17 protein-coding genes and 1 pseudogene are annotated in these 15,724 nt (G+C 68.3%); 12 read left to right on the top strand and 6 right to left on the bottom strand.

The features are described 5' to 3' along the window. The first annotated feature begins 14 nt into the window (after positions 1 to 14). From Q0996_RS10025 to Q0996_RS10010, 4 genes are all read left to right on the top strand, one after another. Positions 15 to 953 carry a peptidylprolyl isomerase gene (locus Q0996_RS10025; RefSeq protein WP_299618478.1) on the top strand — a complete coding sequence of 313 codons (939 nt, stop codon included), beginning with the start codon at positions 15 to 17 and terminating at the stop codon, positions 951 to 953. Positions 954 to 1,025: 72 nt separating this feature from the next. Further along, positions 1,026 to 2,258 carry a bifunctional glutamate N-acetyltransferase/amino-acid acetyltransferase ArgJ gene (argJ, locus tag Q0996_RS10020; RefSeq protein WP_299618475.1) on the top strand — a complete coding sequence of 411 codons (1,233 nt, stop codon included), beginning with the start codon at positions 1,026 to 1,028 and terminating at the stop codon, positions 2,256 to 2,258. A gap of 88 nt (positions 2,259 to 2,346) precedes the next feature. Next, a complete protein-coding gene (gene mutT, locus Q0996_RS10015; RefSeq protein WP_299618532.1) occupies positions 2,347 to 2,739 on the top strand; it encodes an 8-oxo-dGTP diphosphatase MutT in 393 nt (130 codons plus the stop codon). A gap of 130 nt (positions 2,740 to 2,869) precedes the next feature. Continuing rightward, positions 2,870 to 3,184, top strand: coding sequence for a ribbon-helix-helix domain-containing protein (locus Q0996_RS10010; protein WP_322096679.1), 315 nt, complete (start codon positions 2,870 to 2,872; stop codon positions 3,182 to 3,184). A gap of 71 nt (positions 3,185 to 3,255) precedes the next feature. Here the strand turns inward: Q0996_RS10010 and Q0996_RS10005 are convergent, their stop codons facing one another. Then, on the bottom strand, positions 3,256 to 4,194 hold the full coding sequence (locus tag Q0996_RS10005; protein ID WP_299618471.1) for a methyltransferase domain-containing protein: 939 nt from the start codon (positions 4,192 to 4,194) through the stop codon (positions 3,256 to 3,258). A gap of 69 nt (positions 4,195 to 4,263) precedes the next feature. On the opposite strand from Q0996_RS10005, the gene Q0996_RS10000 reads away from it, so the two are divergent. The 3 genes from Q0996_RS10000 (at position 4,264) to Q0996_RS09990 (ending at position 6,463) form a co-directional block, all read left to right on the top strand. Next, positions 4,264 to 5,097, top strand: coding sequence for a ComF family protein (locus Q0996_RS10000; RefSeq protein ID WP_299618469.1), 834 nt, complete (start codon positions 4,264 to 4,266; stop codon positions 5,095 to 5,097). A gap of 200 nt (positions 5,098 to 5,297) precedes the next feature. Next, positions 5,298 to 5,744 (top strand): cyclic nucleotide-binding/CBS domain-containing protein, encoded by a 447-nt coding sequence (locus Q0996_RS09995; RefSeq protein WP_299618467.1) that lies wholly within the window; start codon positions 5,298 to 5,300, stop codon positions 5,742 to 5,744. Between the two features lie 110 nt (positions 5,745 to 5,854). Next, positions 5,855 to 6,463 (top strand): DUF2889 domain-containing protein, encoded by a 609-nt coding sequence (locus Q0996_RS09990; protein ID WP_299618464.1) that lies wholly within the window; start codon positions 5,855 to 5,857, stop codon positions 6,461 to 6,463. On the opposite strand, the gene Q0996_RS09985 is transcribed toward Q0996_RS09990, so the two are convergent. After that, a complete protein-coding gene (locus tag Q0996_RS09985; protein WP_299618461.1) occupies positions 6,413 to 7,084 on the bottom strand; it encodes an NnrU family protein in 672 nt (223 codons plus the stop codon). The genes Q0996_RS09990 and Q0996_RS09985 overlap by 51 nt on opposite strands. 145 nt (positions 7,085 to 7,229) lie before the next feature. Here Q0996_RS09985 and Q0996_RS09980 point away from each other — a divergent pair, with 145 nt between their 5' ends. Next, the gene (locus Q0996_RS09980; RefSeq protein ID WP_299618459.1) at positions 7,230 to 8,402 is read left to right on the top strand and encodes an NnrS family protein; all 1,173 of its coding nucleotides are present in this window, start codon (positions 7,230 to 7,232) and stop codon (positions 8,400 to 8,402) included. On the opposite strand, the gene Q0996_RS09975 is transcribed toward Q0996_RS09980, so the two are convergent. Beyond that, the gene (locus Q0996_RS09975) at positions 8,399 to 8,680 is read right to left on the bottom strand and encodes a BolA family transcriptional regulator (RefSeq protein ID WP_299618457.1); all 282 of its coding nucleotides are present in this window, start codon (positions 8,678 to 8,680) and stop codon (positions 8,399 to 8,401) included. The genes Q0996_RS09980 and Q0996_RS09975 overlap by 4 nt on opposite strands. A gap of 186 nt (positions 8,681 to 8,866) precedes the next feature. Here Q0996_RS09975 and Q0996_RS09970 point away from each other — a divergent pair, with 186 nt between their 5' ends. From Q0996_RS09970 to cobT, 3 genes are all read left to right on the top strand, one after another. Continuing rightward, a complete protein-coding gene (locus tag Q0996_RS09970) occupies positions 8,867 to 9,406 on the top strand; it encodes a J domain-containing protein (protein WP_299618454.1) in 540 nt (179 codons plus the stop codon). A 77-nt stretch (positions 9,407 to 9,483) separates the two neighbouring features. Continuing rightward, positions 9,484 to 10,488, top strand: a complete 1,005-nt coding sequence (cobS, locus tag Q0996_RS09965) for a cobaltochelatase subunit CobS (protein WP_299618451.1) — start codon at positions 9,484 to 9,486, stop codon at positions 10,486 to 10,488. Between the two features lie 10 nt (positions 10,489 to 10,498). Beyond that, positions 10,499 to 12,370: a cobaltochelatase subunit CobT gene (gene cobT, locus Q0996_RS09960; protein WP_299618448.1), complete on the top strand. Its 1,872-nt coding sequence runs from the start codon at positions 10,499 to 10,501 to the stop codon at positions 12,368 to 12,370. Between the two features lie 187 nt (positions 12,371 to 12,557). On the opposite strand, the gene Q0996_RS09955 is transcribed toward cobT, so the two are convergent. Beyond that, the gene (locus Q0996_RS09955) at positions 12,558 to 13,325 is read right to left on the bottom strand and encodes a dienelactone hydrolase family protein (protein WP_299618445.1); all 768 of its coding nucleotides are present in this window, start codon (positions 13,323 to 13,325) and stop codon (positions 12,558 to 12,560) included. Between the two features lie 166 nt (positions 13,326 to 13,491). On the opposite strand from Q0996_RS09955, the gene Q0996_RS09950 reads away from it, so the two are divergent. Beyond that, the gene (locus tag Q0996_RS09950; protein ID WP_299618442.1) at positions 13,492 to 14,508 is read left to right on the top strand and encodes an esterase-like activity of phytase family protein; all 1,017 of its coding nucleotides are present in this window, start codon (positions 13,492 to 13,494) and stop codon (positions 14,506 to 14,508) included. Between the two features lie 64 nt (positions 14,509 to 14,572). On the opposite strand, the gene rpmB is transcribed toward Q0996_RS09950, so the two are convergent. After that, positions 14,573 to 14,866 carry a 50S ribosomal protein L28 gene (gene rpmB, locus Q0996_RS09945; RefSeq protein WP_299618438.1) on the bottom strand — a complete coding sequence of 98 codons (294 nt, stop codon included), beginning with the start codon at positions 14,864 to 14,866 and terminating at the stop codon, positions 14,573 to 14,575. A 311-nt stretch (positions 14,867 to 15,177) separates the two neighbouring features. Further along, a pseudogene (locus tag Q0996_RS09940) lies at positions 15,178 to 15,724 on the bottom strand (methylmalonyl Co-A mutase-associated GTPase MeaB); the annotation flags it as partial.

Below are 15,724 nucleotides of genomic sequence, written 5' to 3'. Positions count from 1 at the left end.
AGGAGGAAATCCTTATGTTCAGAACGTCCTTGGCCGCGATCCCGCTGGCATGCGGGATTGCGATAGCGGCGCCGGCTCTCGCGCAAGACAGTACGGAGCAGCAGAGCGCGCCGCAGGCCCCTGAGGATGCCGTGATTGCGCGGGTCGACGGCACGGATCTCAAACAGTCAGACCTCATCGCCTTCATCCAGACCCTGCCGCCGCAGCTTCAGAGCCAGGCGCCGTTTCTGATGCCCCAGCTCGTTCAGCAGGTCGTCAATAACGCCCTGGTCACCAGCGCCGGGCGCAAGGCGGATATGGCCGAGGACCCCGAAGTCAAGGCCCGCCTGGCCGAGCTCGAGGATATCGTCATCCGCCAGGTCTTCATCCAGCGCACCATCGACGCGCGGGTCACCCAGGCGCGGATCGAGACGGCCTATGAGACCTTCCTGACCGAGAACCCGCCCGAAGAGCAGCTCGTCGCGCGCCACATCCTGGTGGAAGACGAAGAGGCCGCAAAGGCCTTGATCGTGGAGCTGGACGGCGGCGCCGACTTCGCCGCCCTGGCCGAGCAGCACTCCATCGGGCCGAGCAAGACCAATGGCGGGGAACTGCCGCCCTTCGTCGCTGGTGACATGGTGCAGGAGTTTTCCGACGCCGCCTTCGCCATGGACGTCGGCAGTCATTCCAGCGCGCCGGTGAAGACCCAGTTCGGCTATCACATCATCAAGCTGGAGAACCGGCAGATGACCGAGCCGCCGAGCATCGAGGCCCTGGACGGACAGCTGCGCGAACAACTCGCCCAGGAAGTGGTCGGCGAACTCTATACCGAACTGCGCGAGCGCTCGGAAGTCGAGATCCTGCTGGGCCGCCCCCAGCCGGAGGAGGCACCGGCGGCTGAGGAGGCGCCGGCGACCGAGGACAGTCCGGCAAGCGAAGAGGCGCCGGTGGAGAGCGAGCCGGCGGCCCAATAAACCACCGCCCGAGTAGACCGGCGTCCGGCCGACAGTCGCAGCCGCAGGGGAGCCGCAGGGGGAACGTAGGGCTTGTCGATGAAGAAATCGCCTTTGGCGCCGGCGGGCTTTCCGGCCATGCCGCCAGTTGACGGCGTGCGCCTCGCAACCGCCTCCTGTGGCATCAAGTACAAAGGCCGGACCGATCTCTGTCTGATTGCCTTCGATCCCGGCAGCAGCATCGCCGGGGTCCTCACCCGTTCCAAAACAGCCTCGGCGCCGGTGGAATGGTGCAGGGCGCGCTTGCCGCGGGGGCGGGTCCGCGCCATCGTCGTGAACTCCGGCAACGCCAATGCCTTCACCGGCAAGAAGGGTACGGCCTCGGTCGACCGCGTGGTCAAGGCGGCGGCGGAGAGCCTGGACTGCCGCCGCGGCGAAGTCTTCGTCGCCTCCACCGGGGTCATCGGCGAGGCGCTGCCCGACGGGCTGGTGATCAAAGAGTTGGCAAGGCTGCCCCGGAAACTGGACCCGCTGCCCTGGCAGGCGGCCGCCGAGGCCATCATGACCACCGACACCTTTCCCAAAGGCGCTGTCCGCCAGACCGAGATCGCCGGGCAGGCGGTGACGCTCTGCGGCATCGCCAAGGGCTCCGGCATGATCGCGCCGGACATGGCGACGATGCTGGCCTTCGCCGCGACCGACGCGCGGCTGCCGCCGGCGGTCCTCCAGCGCCTGCTCCGGCAATCCGCGGACCAGAGCTTCAACTGCATCACCGTCGACGGCGACACCTCGACCAGCGACACCCTGCTGCTGGCGGCCAGCGGCAAGGCGAAGCATCCGCGCATCACCGACGCCGCCGATCCCCGGCTCAAGCCGTTCAAGGCCGCCCTGCAGGATCTGCTCTGCGACCTGGCGCAACAGGTGGTGCGCGACGGCGAGGGCGCCAGCAAGTTCGTGACCATCACCGTGGGCGGTGCGGCCTCGCGGGCCGCCGCACGGCGTATCGGTCTGGCCATCGGCAACTCCCCCCTGGTGAAGACGGCGATCGCCGGCGAAGACGCGAACTGGGGGCGCATCGTCATGGCCGTGGGCAAGTCCGGGGAACGCGCCGACCGCGACCGCCTGGCCATTCAGATCGGCGGCATCGCCGTCGCCGCGCGGGGTGAGGCTGTGCCGGGCTATGACGAAGCGCCGGTGGCGGCGCACATGAAAGGCGCGACTATCGACATACAGGTAGACGTCGGGATCGGCCGCGGCCGGGCCACGGTCTGGACCTGCGATCTGACCCACGGTTACATTTCGATCAATGCCGACTATCGGAGTTGACCGCTTGTCCGACCGGCCGCCTGACCCTCTCGACACAGGTTCCGGCGGTTGCTGGGAGGCCGAGGAACGGCAGGGTCCGCCCGCCCGCCTGCTGCTGGTCGCCGCCGCCGCCCTGATCGATGTCGACGGCCGCGTGCTGATCGCGCAGCGCCCCGAGGGCCGCGCCCTGGCCGGGCTTTGGGAGTTTCCCGGCGGCAAGGTCGATTCGGGTGAAACGCCCGAGGCGGCGCTGGTGCGCGAACTGCAGGAAGAGCTTGGAATCGATACGCGGCAGAGCTGCCTCGCGCCCATCGCCTTTGCCTCTCACGGCTACGACGACTTCCATCTGCTGATGCCGCTCTACGCCTGCCGCACGTGGCGAGGCCGTGTGCAAGCGCGCGAAGGACAGGCGCTCGCCTGGGTCAAACCCGCGCGTTTGGGCGACTACGACATGCCGCCCGCGGATGCGCCCTTGGTCGCCCTGTTGCGCGACCTCCTTTAGGGCGCCGCTGCGCCGAAATTGATCGGCGCCCATCAATCCACATTTGCACGGCACCGTTGTGTGTCCAGGACGATCTCGACAAATCCGAGTACGTCCCTTCGGCGCTTGCTACTGGTGGTTGTTAGACGTTATGATTGTCCTGCATATGGGCAGGAACTCGTCCTTAGGGGAAAGTATTCAGGGGATCGTGACCACTCTTATCAGTCGCAACGTTACGCTGACCGATCGACGGACGAGCATTCGGTTGGAACCTGAAATGTGGGACGCGCTGAACGAAATCTGCAAGCGCGAATCGCGAACCGTCCACGACATCTGTACTCAAGTCGACCGGGAGCGGACCCAGTCGGGTCTGACGGCCGGTGTCCGCGTGTTCATTCTCAACTACTACCGCTCCGCAGCGACCGAAGAAGGTCATGCCATGGTTTCTCACGGCTCGAAACCCTAGCTGCCCGCACTGCGATCTGGATCGACCGCTCAAGTCATTGGAACATTTACGAAGGTCTTGTTGTCGGGCTCTCAGCTCTTGTCCTTCGGCTGCGCGCTTTCGCCGGCAGCCTGCTCCTTGCCGCCCAGGGCCTCGGCCAAGCGCGCCGAAGCGCTGCCTGGGCGCAGAGCCTGCGGCTGCGAGGCATGGGGGCGCCAGCCTGTCAGATAGATGATCTCGAAGCGCGCCGGAATACGGCCCTCGGCCGTTCCGTGACGCTCCGCATAAAGCGCTGCCGCGCGCAACAGTATCTCGCGGCGCGTCACCGCGCGCCGGCGGCTGCTGTCCGCATTGGATTCGCCCATGCCCCGCAGCTCCTGCATCAGCGCAAGCGCCGAGGGATAGGTCACGGAGATGCTGTCGACGTCGGCAACCGGCAGGGCGAAGCCCGCGCGCTGCAACAGCCCGCCCATGTCGCGGACGTCGGCGAAGGGCGACACACGCGGACTGGCGCCGTCCTCGACGTCGATCTCCGCCTGCAACAGAGCAGCGCGGAGCTCGGCGAGGCTGTCGCCGCCGATCATCGCGGCAAGGAAAAGGCCGTCCGGCTTCAAGGCCTGGCAGACCTGCAGCAGGCAACCCGGCAGGTCGTTGACCCAGTGCAGGCTGAGCACCGAGACGATCAGGTCGAAGCTGGCCGGCGCAAAGGGCAGGGCCTCCTCGTCGGCGGCCAGCGCGGGGCTGCCGGTCGCGGCGGCGAGACCGGCCATCGCCGGCGAGAGGTCCGACTGAATGAGCCGGTCGACAGCCCCGGTTCCGCCGGACCGGGCCCCCAGGATCTGCCCGACAAGACCATTGTGACACCCCAGGTCCAAGGCCAGCGGAAACGTCCGGCGGACATCGTCCAGACGCTCCAAGAGACGGTCCGCCACTTCGCGGAACAGGAAGTCGTGCGCGGCAATTCCCCGGGCGGCGCGGTCGCGGCGCTGGCGCAGGGTCGCACGGTCAAAGATCTTCGGCGCCTCGTTCATCGCCGCCACTATGGCGGCTCGCCCCGGCCGGGGAAAGGGCGGGGCGGCCCGCAGAGATTTGGCCGGGAATTGACCGACCTGCAGCCCTCGACCAGACTTGAAGAGATGGAGCATCAAGGAGCCAGCCGCCCCGCCCGAAACGCCGTTGGCCGGAACGCCGCGCGAGCGCTAACCGCACCCCTGCGCGGGCTCGTCGACCTCGTGCTGCCGCCACGCTGTCTGCGCTGCGGCCTGTTGGTCGAGCAGCCCGGTACGCTCTGCGTGTCGTGCTGGACCGACGTCTCCTTTGTCACCGAGCCGCTCTGCGGCCACTGCGGCCTGCCCTTCGACCATGACCCGGCGCCAGCGAAGGCGGACGCCATGACCTGCGGAGCCTGCCTGCGCAGCCCGCCGCCGTTTCAAAGGGCGCGGGCCGTGCTGCGCTACGACGAGGCTAGCCGCCCGCTGGTGCTCAGCTTCAAGCACGCGGACCGCACCGAGGCGGCCGGCGCCTTCGCCCAATGGATGGAACGGGCGGCAGGCGAGTTGATCGCCGACTGCGACCTCATCGCACCGGTGCCCCTGCACTGGCGGCGCCTCTTTGCCCGGCGCTACAACCAGGCGGCCCTCCTCGCACAGGCCCTGTCCCTGCGCAGCGGCCTGGCCGGGATGCCGGATCTCCTGGTGCGCCGGCGGGCGACGCCGAGCCAGGGGCGCCTCAGCGCCGACCGGCGGCGCCGCAACGTGGCCGGAGCCTTTGCCGTTCGGGCCGGCCGGCAGGAGGCCTTGCGCGGCCGTCGGCTGCTTCTGGTGGACGATGTCATGACCACCGGCGCCACGGTCTCGGCCTGCGCGCGCGCCGCCCTCGCAGCCGGCGCCCGTGGCGTTGACGTGGCGGTCCTGGCCCGTGCGGTGCGCAGCTGAGCCTCTTTTTTGCTTTGGCACGGCCGCCCGTTCCTCAAGCATAGCGGGCAATTCGGCGGAATCGGGCGCAATGCGGCTGTTCCTTTGCCACAGGCGGGACTCAGGCTGTCGCTTGACGCTCCTGGCGGGCATCTGCACAATTGGATGCAACATCAGACCAATAGGTCTCGCACAGAGATACGTGCAGGCGGGAGGAATATATGCACCGAAAGGTTGTTCCGCATATCGTCAGCGAGCAGCGGATCGAGCTGCTGCCGGCAAGCACGACGGTACGCGATGCCGCCCGCAACATGGCGGAACGTCATATCGGCGCCGTCCTGGTCGGGACCGAAGGACGGCTGGAAGGCATCTTCACCGAACGCGATGCCCTGACCCGCGTCGTGGCCAAAGGGCTCGACCCGGACAGCACCAGGCTGGAACAGGTGATGACCCCCAATCCCGACACCGTCGGCCCGGAGGACATCGCCTTCAACGTCCTGGAGCGGATGCGCGCTTCCGGCTATCGCCACCTGCCGGTGCTCCACGACGGCGCGGTGGTCGGCATCGTCTCGATCCGCGACCTCTATGCCGCCGTGAAGCGGGAGCTGGAAGAAGACCTGCAGCAGCGCGAGGCCTTCATCTTCGATACCGGCTACGGCACCGGCTGACGCTCCGGCGGCTTTTTCGGCAGGCATTGGCTTTGGGCATCGGTTGACGCACCGCGCTGGCCGCCTATAGTCGCCGCGTCCGTCTGAAACAGCCGCCGTAGTCACTCGCCATGCCCCTGCCTCCCGCCCCTGTGGACCGCAAGAAGCTCCACCACCGGACTTACGATTTTCAGGGTTATCAGCGCAGCGACGGCCTCTGGGACATCGAGGGGCGCATCGTCGATACCAAGACCTATCCCTTCGCCAACGACTATCGCGGCGAGATCAAGCCGGGCGAGGCGCTGCACGACATGTCGATCCGCCTGACCATCGACGACGACTTCGTGGTGCATGACATCGAGGCCGCCACCGACGACAGCCCCTTTGCCATCTGCCCGGATGTGACGCCGAACTTCAAACGGATCATCGGCTGCCAGATCAAGACCGGCTGGCGCCAGCAGGTGCGCAAGCAGATCGGCGCTACCGACGGCTGCACCCACCTGATCGAGTTGCTGGGCGCCATGGCCACGGTGGCCTTCCAGACTCTCTATCCGGTGCGCGCCAAAAAGGCCGGCGCCCGCAAGCCCGGCGAGAAGCCGGGCCTGCTGGACAGTTGCTATGCCTTTCGCAGCGACAGCCCGGTGGTGAAGAAGTCCTGGCCGGACGTCTACACCGGCGACGATACGCCGTCAGAGGGCGGCCAGGGGCTCGACGCCGATTACCGGGCCGTGCAGAAGTAGCAGCCCTCCATAGAGCAACAGGCCGATCAGGGCCTCGAAAGCTGCGCGCAGCGTCGCCAGGTGGCGCAGCCGATCCAGGACCGGGCCCCGGGCGATGGCTCTGGCGGCTGCCAGGTCGTCCGCCGAGAGGCGCCCGGCGGCCCGCCGCTCAAGCCGTCTCATTCCGCTAAGGCTAAAGGCAGCCAGCGCGCCGAACAGGATCAAGGCGACCAGATCGCCGTTGGCAACAGCGTGGCTTCCCGCCCAGAGAAAGAAGGCCCAGAGGATCGGATGGCGGGTCAGTGCCAGCACCCCTGGCGCCCTCGGATCGGTCATACCGCCGGCGAAGGCAACCGACAGCGGATTGGGGCGCAAGACCGCACCCGCCATGAGCAGGCAGGCCGGCAGCATCGCCACGACCGGAACCAGCGCCGCCACGCCGCTCGGCGGCCAGACCTCGATGTAAGGGGCCGCGACCGCCGCGGCGATTACCCAGGCGATGGTGGCCAGGGACACCAGGGAGTAGACCGCTAGATAGGCACGTCGCCCGATCCTCTCGATCAGATAGCCGCGCAGCCCGGTGGCCGCGGGAGCGATGTGCGCCGCGAGAAAGACCAGGATGGAGAGGCCAAATTCGATCATCGCCAAACCGCTGCTGAGAACGGGGGAGTGGGCAGTACCCAGATGGTGCGACCACCCGGCACATTGACGCCCGATGGATGCTTGCCGAGGCTTTCCACCCGGATCCGCAGCACTAGCAAAGCCGAGGGAGATCGGCAAACCTGCCATGGCTCAGGCACTCCCCACCTCCAGCGAGCGCCGCCGCGCCTACCGGGGCCCGGCGATCTTCTCGGCGGGATTCCGGCCCTTTTTTCTTGGCGCCGGCATCCTCGCCACTGCCGCACTACCGCTGTGGATGCTGCTCTATTTCGGCGCCCTCGATCTGCCGGGCATGGCCGATCCCCGCGCCTGGCATATCCACGAAATGCTGTTCGGCTATCTGAGCGCGGCCCTGGCGGGCTTCCTGCTGACGGCCATCCCCAACTGGACCGGCCGCCTGCCCATCGCCGGCCCGCCCCTCATGGCGCTCTTCGCCCTTTGGCTTGCCGGGCGCGCTGCCATGCTGCTCGACGGCGACGGTCCGCTCGGCAGCGCAGCGGCTCTGGCGTTTCCGGTGATCCTTGCGCTGGTGGTCTGGCGCGAGATCCTGGCCGGCGGCAATCGTCGAAATCTGCCGCTCTGCCTTCTGGTCACCGCGCTGGCGGCAGCCGATGCGGTCTTTCTGTTCGGCCCGCAGGACCTGGGCATGCGAATCGGTTTCGCCATGGCGGCGATGATGATGATGCTGATCGGCGGGCGCATCATTCCGAGTTTCACCGGCAACTGGCTGAAGAAGCGGGCGGCAAGGGCGCTGCCCGCGCCTTTCGGCGCCCCCGACAAGGCCGCTCTCGCCGTCAGCCTCGTCGCGCTCGCTTGCTGGATTGTCGTACCGGGCGGCAGGATAACAGGATTGGCCTTCGCCCTCGCCGCCGCGGCCAACGTCTGGCGTCTGCTGCGCTGGCGCGGGTCGGCGACGCTGGCCGAACCGCTGCTGTTGGTCTTGCACCTGGCCTACGCCTGGGTGCCGGTGGCCTTTGCCCTCTTCGCCCTGGCCATTCTGTTCCCGGACCTGGCTTCCGCCCAACAGCCCCTGCATGCCCTGGGGGCGGGGGCCATGGGTCTGTTGACCCTGGCGGTGATGACCCGTGCCAGCCTCGGCCACTCCGGCCGGCCACTGCGGGCGGGCTGGGCGACCAGTCTCGCCTATCTGTTGGTGTTGGCCGGCGCCGCGGCGCGGGTGGCGGCGGACTGGGCGGCCGAACCGACCGCCCTGTTGCACCTCGGCGCCACGGCATGGACCGCCGGCTTCCTGGTCTTTGTGCTGCGCTACGCCCCGATGCTCATGACGCGGAGACCCTAATCCGACGGTCGATCTTCTTCCGGGGTCAGGGTCTTGAGCTGCAGGGCGTGGACCTGTTCCTCCAGTTCCGCGGCGAGGATCTCGTACACCCGCCGCTGGCGGGCGACCCTGGTGAGACCGGCAAAGTCCCGCGAGACGACTTCCACGCGGAAGTGGGTCTCGCCGCCCTCGCGGTAGCCGGCATGGCCCCGGTGCTTTTCCGAGTCGTCGACGATCCTCAGGCGCAGGGGCGCCAGGGCCTCCGTCAGTTTCCGTTCGATTGTCTCGGCGACGGCCAAAAGCCTGCTCCTTTCAAGTCTGGTCCGGCGGCGAAGGTGTCGCTCTCGCCGCGTTCTGTCAACGGGGCCGACACGGCGGGCACCGGCGCTTCCTCTGCGTTTCCGGCAACCCTGCCTTGCCTTGCACCGATCAGGGCCCATCTTCATACTTCGCCCATGATCCGGTCCAGTGAGAGTCTGCCCCCTTTGAGGGGTCGCAACGCGCAAAGCGACACGCGCCTCTGCGACCGGCCGGGCTGTACGGAAGAAGGCCTCTACCGTGCGCCGCGTTCGCGCGAGACCTTGAACAGCTACTACTGGTTCTGCCTGGAGCACGTCCGCGAGTACAACGCGGCCTGGGATTACTTCAAGGACCTGGACGCGGATTCCATCGAGGCGATCCGGCGCCGCGACGCGGTCTGGCAGCGGCCGTCTTGGCCCTTCGCAGGCCGCAAAAAAGGGGCAGATGCAGACCCCGGCAGCCAGTTCCGGGACGACTTCGGCCTCTTCGGCGAGGACTTGGAGGCTACGGCACAGCGCGGCGGGCGTTTCCCGCCCAACAGCAAGCAGGCCAAGGCGTTGGCGGTCCTCAACCTCGACCCGGACGCCAGCTTCGAGGACGTCAAGGCGCGCTACAAGACCCTGGCCAAGGAACTGCATCCCGACCGCAACGGCGGCGACCTCCAGGCCGAAGAACGGTTGAAAATCATTAACCTGGCGTATTCGGACTTGAAGGCCGCCTTCTAGTGATGTTCAACAGGGCTGGTGCAGGTCCGACACCCAGTCCCGGCCGCTAAACCCAGAACGACGGAATTCCTAACCCAATGGTCACAGCAGATCCTACGGCCCAAGGCAGCGACATGCCGGAGCAGGGCCCGGATATCGAAGTCTCGGTGCGCCAGACCTTCGGCATCGACAGCGATATCCACGTACCGGCCTACAGCCAGACCAGCGACTACGTGCCTTATGTGGACGAGTCCTACCGCTTCGACCGCGATACCACCCTGGCAATTCTCGCGGGCTTCGCCCACAACCGCCGGGTCATGATCCAGGGCTACCACGGGACCGGCAAGTCGACCCATATCGAGCAGGTCTCGGCGCGCCTCAACTGGCCCTGCATCCGCATCAACCTGGACAGCCACATCAGCCGCATCGATCTGGTGGGCAAGGACGCCATCGTCCTGAAGGACGGCAAGCAGGTGACCGAATTCCGCGAAGGCCTGCTGCCCTGGGCGCTGCAGCGCCCCACGGCGCTGGTCTTCGACGAGTACGACGCCGGTCGGCCGGACGTCATGTTCGTGATCCAGCGGGTCCTGGAGGTGGAGGGCAAGCTGACCCTTCTGGACCAGAACCGGGTCATCCGCCCGCATTCCGCCTTCCGCCTCTTCGCCACCACCAACACCATCGGCCTGGGCGACACCACCGGCCTCTACCACGGCACCCAGCAGATCAACCAGGGCCAGATGGACCGCTGGAACATCGTCGCCACCCTGAACTACCTGGCCCACGACGAAGAGTCCGACATCGTGCTGTCCAAGTGCCCGGACTACGACAATGCCGAAGGCCAGGAGACCATCTCGGCCATGGTGGCCCTGGCGGACCTCACCCGCAGCGGCTTCGTCAACGGCGACATCTCCACCGTGATGAGCCCGCGCACCGTGATCACCTGGGCCGAGAACGCGACGATCTTCAACGACATCGGCTTTGCCTTCCGGGTCACCTTCCTCAACAAGTGCGACGAGATCGAGCGCCCCATCGTCGCCGAGTACTATCAGCGTTGCTTCGGCAGCGAGCTGCCGGAGTCGGGCGTCTCGGCAAACCTGGCCTGATCTCTCCACCATGAGCCAGCCGGAGAACCCGCTCGATCTCTTCAGGCGGACCACCGCCGCGACGGTGCGGGCGATTGCCGAGCGCAACGACATCAATGTCAACTTCGCGCCGCGCGGCCAGGGCCTGGTCGGCAAGGAAGTGAAGGTGACCCTGCCGGCGCGCAACCTGCCGCCGGAGGATGCCGCCCTGGTGCGCGGCGAGTCCGATGCCGCGGCGCTGCGCCTGCGCCATCACGACGGCGCTGTCCACGCCGGCAGCCGGCCGCGCTCCCAGGAGGCGCGGGAAATCTACGACGCCGTCGAGCAGGCGCGCTGCGAGGCCCTGGGCATGCGGCGCATGTGCGGCGTCGCCCAGAACCTGGACGCGGCCCTCAGCGAGCAGTATCGCAACCGCGGCTTCAACCGCGCGACCAGCCGTGAGGACGCGCCGCTCTGCGAGGCGCTGCGGCTCCTGGCGCGCGAGGCCATCACCGGCACCCCGCCGCCGCCGGACGCCCGCGCCCTGGTCGACCTCTGGCGCCCGGTGCTGGGCCCGGAGATCTTTCAGGACATCGCCGAACTGGCCCATCGCGCGGAGGATCAGGAAACCTTCGCCGAGGCCGTGCGCGACATGCTCTCGCATCTGGATATCGACATGGGCCTCGACGAGGACATGGAGGAGGACGACAGCGAGGACTCGCAGCAGCAGGACGAGAGCGACCAGGACAACGACGGCAGCCAGACCGACGGCGACGAGTCCGCCGAGACGCCGACCACCATGGACGGTGAGGACAGCGACGGCAGCGAAGCGGAGACCAGCGACCCGCAGACCGCAGAAGCCGACAGCGAGATGATGGAGGGCGAGGGCGAGGACGACCCCGGGCGCCCCGGGCAACTGCCGGAACTCTTCGGCCACAACGCCGCGGACCAGGATGCCTACCGCGCCTTCACCCAGGAGTTCGACGAGACCATCGAGGCCGAGGAGCTCTGCGATCCCGACGAGCTGACCCGTCTGCGCCAGTTGCTCGATCAGCAGTTGGCCCACCTGCAGGGCGTCATCGCGCGCCTGGCCAACCGCCTGCAGCGCCGCCTGCTGGCCAAGCAGACCCGCGCCTGGGACTTCAATCTGGAGGAAGGCATCCTCGATACCGCGCGCCTCGCCCGGGTGGTGGTCAACCCCATGCACTCGCTCAGCTACAAGCAGGAGCGGGACATGGACTTCCGCGACACCGTGGTGAGCCTGCTCATCGACAACTCGGGCTCCATGCGCGGCCGACCCATCACCGTGGCCGCCATGAGTGCCGACATCCTGGCACGCACGCTGGAGCGCTGCGGGGTCAAGGTGGAGATCCTCGGCTTCACGACGCGCATGTGGAAGGGCGGCCAGTCGCGGGAGCGCTGGATCGGCGCCGGCAAGCCCGCCAACCCGGGCCGCCTCAACGACCTGCGCCACATCGTCTACAAGTCCGCCGACGCGCCCTGGCGCCGGGCGCGCAAGAACCTGGGCCTGATGCTGCGCGAGGGTATCCTGAAGGAGAACATCGACGGCGAGGCCCTGCTCTGGGCCCACAACCGCCTCATCGGCCGGCCCGAGCAGCGGCGCATCCTGATGGTCATCTCCGACGGCGCCCCGGTGGACGACTCGACCCTCTCGGTCAATCCGGGGAACTATCTGGAGCGCCACCTGCGCGACGTCATCGCTTACATCGAGAACCGCTCGCCGGTGGAGCTGCTGGCCATCGGCATCGGCCACGACGTGACCCGCTACTACCGCCGCGCCGTCACCATCGTCGACGCCGAACAGCTCGGCGGCACGGTGATGGAAAAACTCGCCGAGCTGTTCGACGAAGAGGGCCCCAACGCGGTCCACCACACCCGCCGCCGGCGGGCTGGTCTGCACTAGGTCGACGTAGCGAAACCAAGCCCCCCTCACCCTCCCGCTCACGCGGGCCCCTCCCTCTCCCACGCCGGGGAGAGGGACATCTCAGCCGCACATTTGGTTCCCTCTCCCCTCCGCGGGAGAGGGTTGCAGAGCCTTGGTGAGGGCGAAGACCGAACCTAGGCGAAGCTGGGTGAGGGGGGCTGGTCGCCTAGCTCAGATGCTTCTTGAAGAACGTCAGGGTGCGGCTCCAGGCCAGCGCCGCGTCCTCCTGGTCGTAGCGCGCCGAGGAGGGGTTGGCGAAGGCGTGGTTGGCGACGTACCAGTGGTTTTCGAAGGGCTTGCCGGCCTTGGCCATCTGCGCCTCGAATCCGCCGACCATGGCTTCGTTGATGAAGGCGTCTTCGGTGCCGAAGTGGCCGAGCACCGGACCCGCCAGTTTTTTCAGTTCGGAGGCCGGGGGGGTGACGCGGCCGTAGTAGACCACCGTGGCGTCCACCGGCGCGGCGATGGAGGCGTTCAGCGACCAGCCGCCGCCGAAGCAGAAGCCGACGGTGCCCACCTTGCCGGTGCTGTTCTCGTGGGTCTTCAGCCAGGCGATCCAGGATTTGAGGCTGTCGGTCGCCGCCACGGGATCGGTGGCCTGCATGAGTGCGCGGGCGCCATCGGGATCGCTCGCCACCTGGCCGCCGTAGAGGTCAACGGCCAGCGCCACGAAGCCTTCTCTGGCGTATTCGGCGGCCACGGTCTTGATCTGGTCGTTGAGGCCCCACCACTCGTGGATCACCACGATGGTCGGCGCCGGCGTCGTCTCCGGCAGCGCCAGGGAAGCGGTCACCTTGCGCCCGCCCTCGGTGGTGATGGAGACCTCCTCCAGGCCGGCCGCCGCCGCCCGGGCAAGCTGCGGGTTGGCCAGGATGGTCGCCAGCGGGATCCCCGCCAAAGAGGTCAGGACTTGACGGCGCGCAAGGGTCTGCATGTCTTGGTCTCCCTGATCGAAACGACAAGTGGCCCGCGTCCGGCACTTGCGGCGGGCCTTGAGGGGTCAATATAGACTGGGAGGTGGGCCCGGCGAGCCGGGCTCGCGTCTTTTTGATGGGATCGGAACGGGGGCAGAGCGTGACTGACAGAGCGAACGACGCCGCGTGAAACCGACGCTGCCCGCGCTCCTCGGAGCCGCCCTCTGCGTCGCCGTCGCGCTCGCCGCAGTCCCGGCGGCCAGCCAGCCGGACGGCGGATCGCCGCTGCCGCTCGAAAGCCGTCCCCTGGTCCTCAATCCCGAGGACCGGGCGCAACAGCAGGTCGGCCGCCTGGTCTGGCGCGGCGGACTTGCCCTGAGCTCCTCCGCCTCGGCCTTCGGCGGCCTCTCCGATCTGCTGACCGACAAATCCGGAACCCGGCTCGCGGCCATCAGCGACCGCGGGCGCTGGCTGACCGCGACTCTGACCTACGATGCGGCGGGGCATCTCTCGGGCATCGAGGGGGGCCGTCTCGGGCACCTTAAGGGAGACGACGGCGCGCCACTCAGCCGCGACCGCCACAAGGACGCCGAATCCCTCGCCCGCTTCGCCGACGGCAGCCTGGTCGTCGGCTATGAGCGGGACCACCGCTTTCGCCGCCTGCCGGCGCAGAACTCCTTCGCCGCCCGGCCCAGGCCCTTTCCGGCGCCGCGGGCGCTCGCAGGGGCCGCCCTGAACGCCGGGGTCGAGGCCCTGGTGGCGCTGAACGACGGGCGGCTGCTGGCCTTCACCGAGGGCCAGCGCTACGGCGACAACACCGCCGTCTATCTCTGGAAAGGGGAAGGCGGCAGTAGTGGGAACTGGGCGCGGCTGGCCCTGAAGCCCAGCGGCCTGTTTCAGCCCACCGGCGCCACCCTGCTGCCGGACGGTGACGTGCTCCTGCTGGAGCGCCGCTTCACCCTGCTCGGCGGCCTCGGCATCCGCCTCAGCCGGATTCCGCTGGAGACGATCCAGCCCGGCGCGGTGCTGGAGAGCGCGGAGATCGCCGAACTGCGCCCGCCGCTCACCCTCGACAACTTCGAGGGCGTCGCCGTCCACCGGACGCCGACGGGCGCCATCCGCCTCACCCTGCTCGCCGACGACAACTTCAACGCCCTGCAGCGCAGCCTGATCGTGCAGTTCGAGCTACTGCCCGAACGCTGAGCCCATGAAACGCAAAAGGCCCGCCGGAGCGGGCCTCTTCTGAAACCTGTAAGCCGCTCGGCCGTCAGGCGGCCTGCTTGGCCAGGGCCTTCTTGATCTGGCGCTTCAGCTCGCGGGCGCGCTTGCCCAGCTTGTCGGCGCTGGTGGACATCAGATAGGCGTCGATGCCGCCGCGCTTTTCGATGGTGCGGATCGCCCGGGTGGAGAGCCTGAGCTGCACCGTACGGCCGAGCGCGTCGCTCAGCAGGCTGGTTTCCTGCAGGTTGGGCAGAAAGCGCCGCCGGGTCTTGTTGTTGGCGTGGCTCACGTTGTTGCCGGCCTGAACGCCCTTGCCGGTGAAGTCACAGCGTCGTGCCATGGGTCTCGTCCTGGGTTGTCGGCCGCAGCGCCCGGGGCGCCGGCAGGGCCTGGAAATGAAGGGCGGGCGGCCGAGCCGCCCGCAGCGCGAGAGGTTCTAAGCCAGCCGGTCCGGCAGGTCAAGCCCCAGCGAGGGCCCCCTCACCCTCCCGCTCACGCGGGCCCCTCCCTCTCCCACGCCGGGGAGAGGGAAACCCAACGCCCGCCGCCTCATTTGCCCTCTCCCCGGCGTGGGAGAGGGCTGCGCAGGCTTGGCGAGCCCTCGGGCGAGCCTAGCCGGAGCTGGGTGAGGGGGACCTGCACAGGCCTCCCCTAATCCTCCAGAAACAGTCCGATCAGGCGCCGGGCCGCCGCCGTGGGGGTGGTGGTGCCGGCGCGAACCTCCGCCTCCAGGCGCTCCAGGGCCGCGGCCACCGCCGGATCGCCGCGGAAGCGCCGCAGCAGGCCGTCGCCGACCTCGGTCCACATCCAGGCGCCGGCCTGGGCGGCGCGTTTGGCGGCGCGGGCGCCCTTGGCCTCCATGACCGCCCGGTGCCGCTCCACGGTCTCCCAAACCTCGGCAATGCCCTGGCCGGTCAGCGCCGAGCAGCGCAGCACCGGCGGGCGCCAGTCCGGGTCCGGCGCGCGCAGGAGGCCGAGGGCGGCGTGGTATTCGGCGGCCGCCCGCTCCGCCGCCGCGGCGAGATCGCCGTCGGCCTTGTTGACCACCACCGCGTCGGCCAGCTCGACGATGCCCTTCTTGATGCCCTGCAGTTCGTCGCCGCCGCCGGGCAGCAGCAGCAAGAGGAAGATGTCCACCATCTCCGCCACCGCGGTCTCCGACTGGCCGACGCCCACGGTCTCGACGATCACCACATCG

Source organism: Pelagibius sp. (genome assembly GCF_028289705.1).
In the GTDB taxonomy this organism is placed as follows: domain Bacteria; phylum Pseudomonadota; class Alphaproteobacteria; order Kiloniellales; family Kiloniellaceae; genus Pelagibius.
The sequence above is the reverse complement of the archived record's forward strand: the minus strand, read 5'-3'. Positions and strand labels throughout refer to the sequence as shown.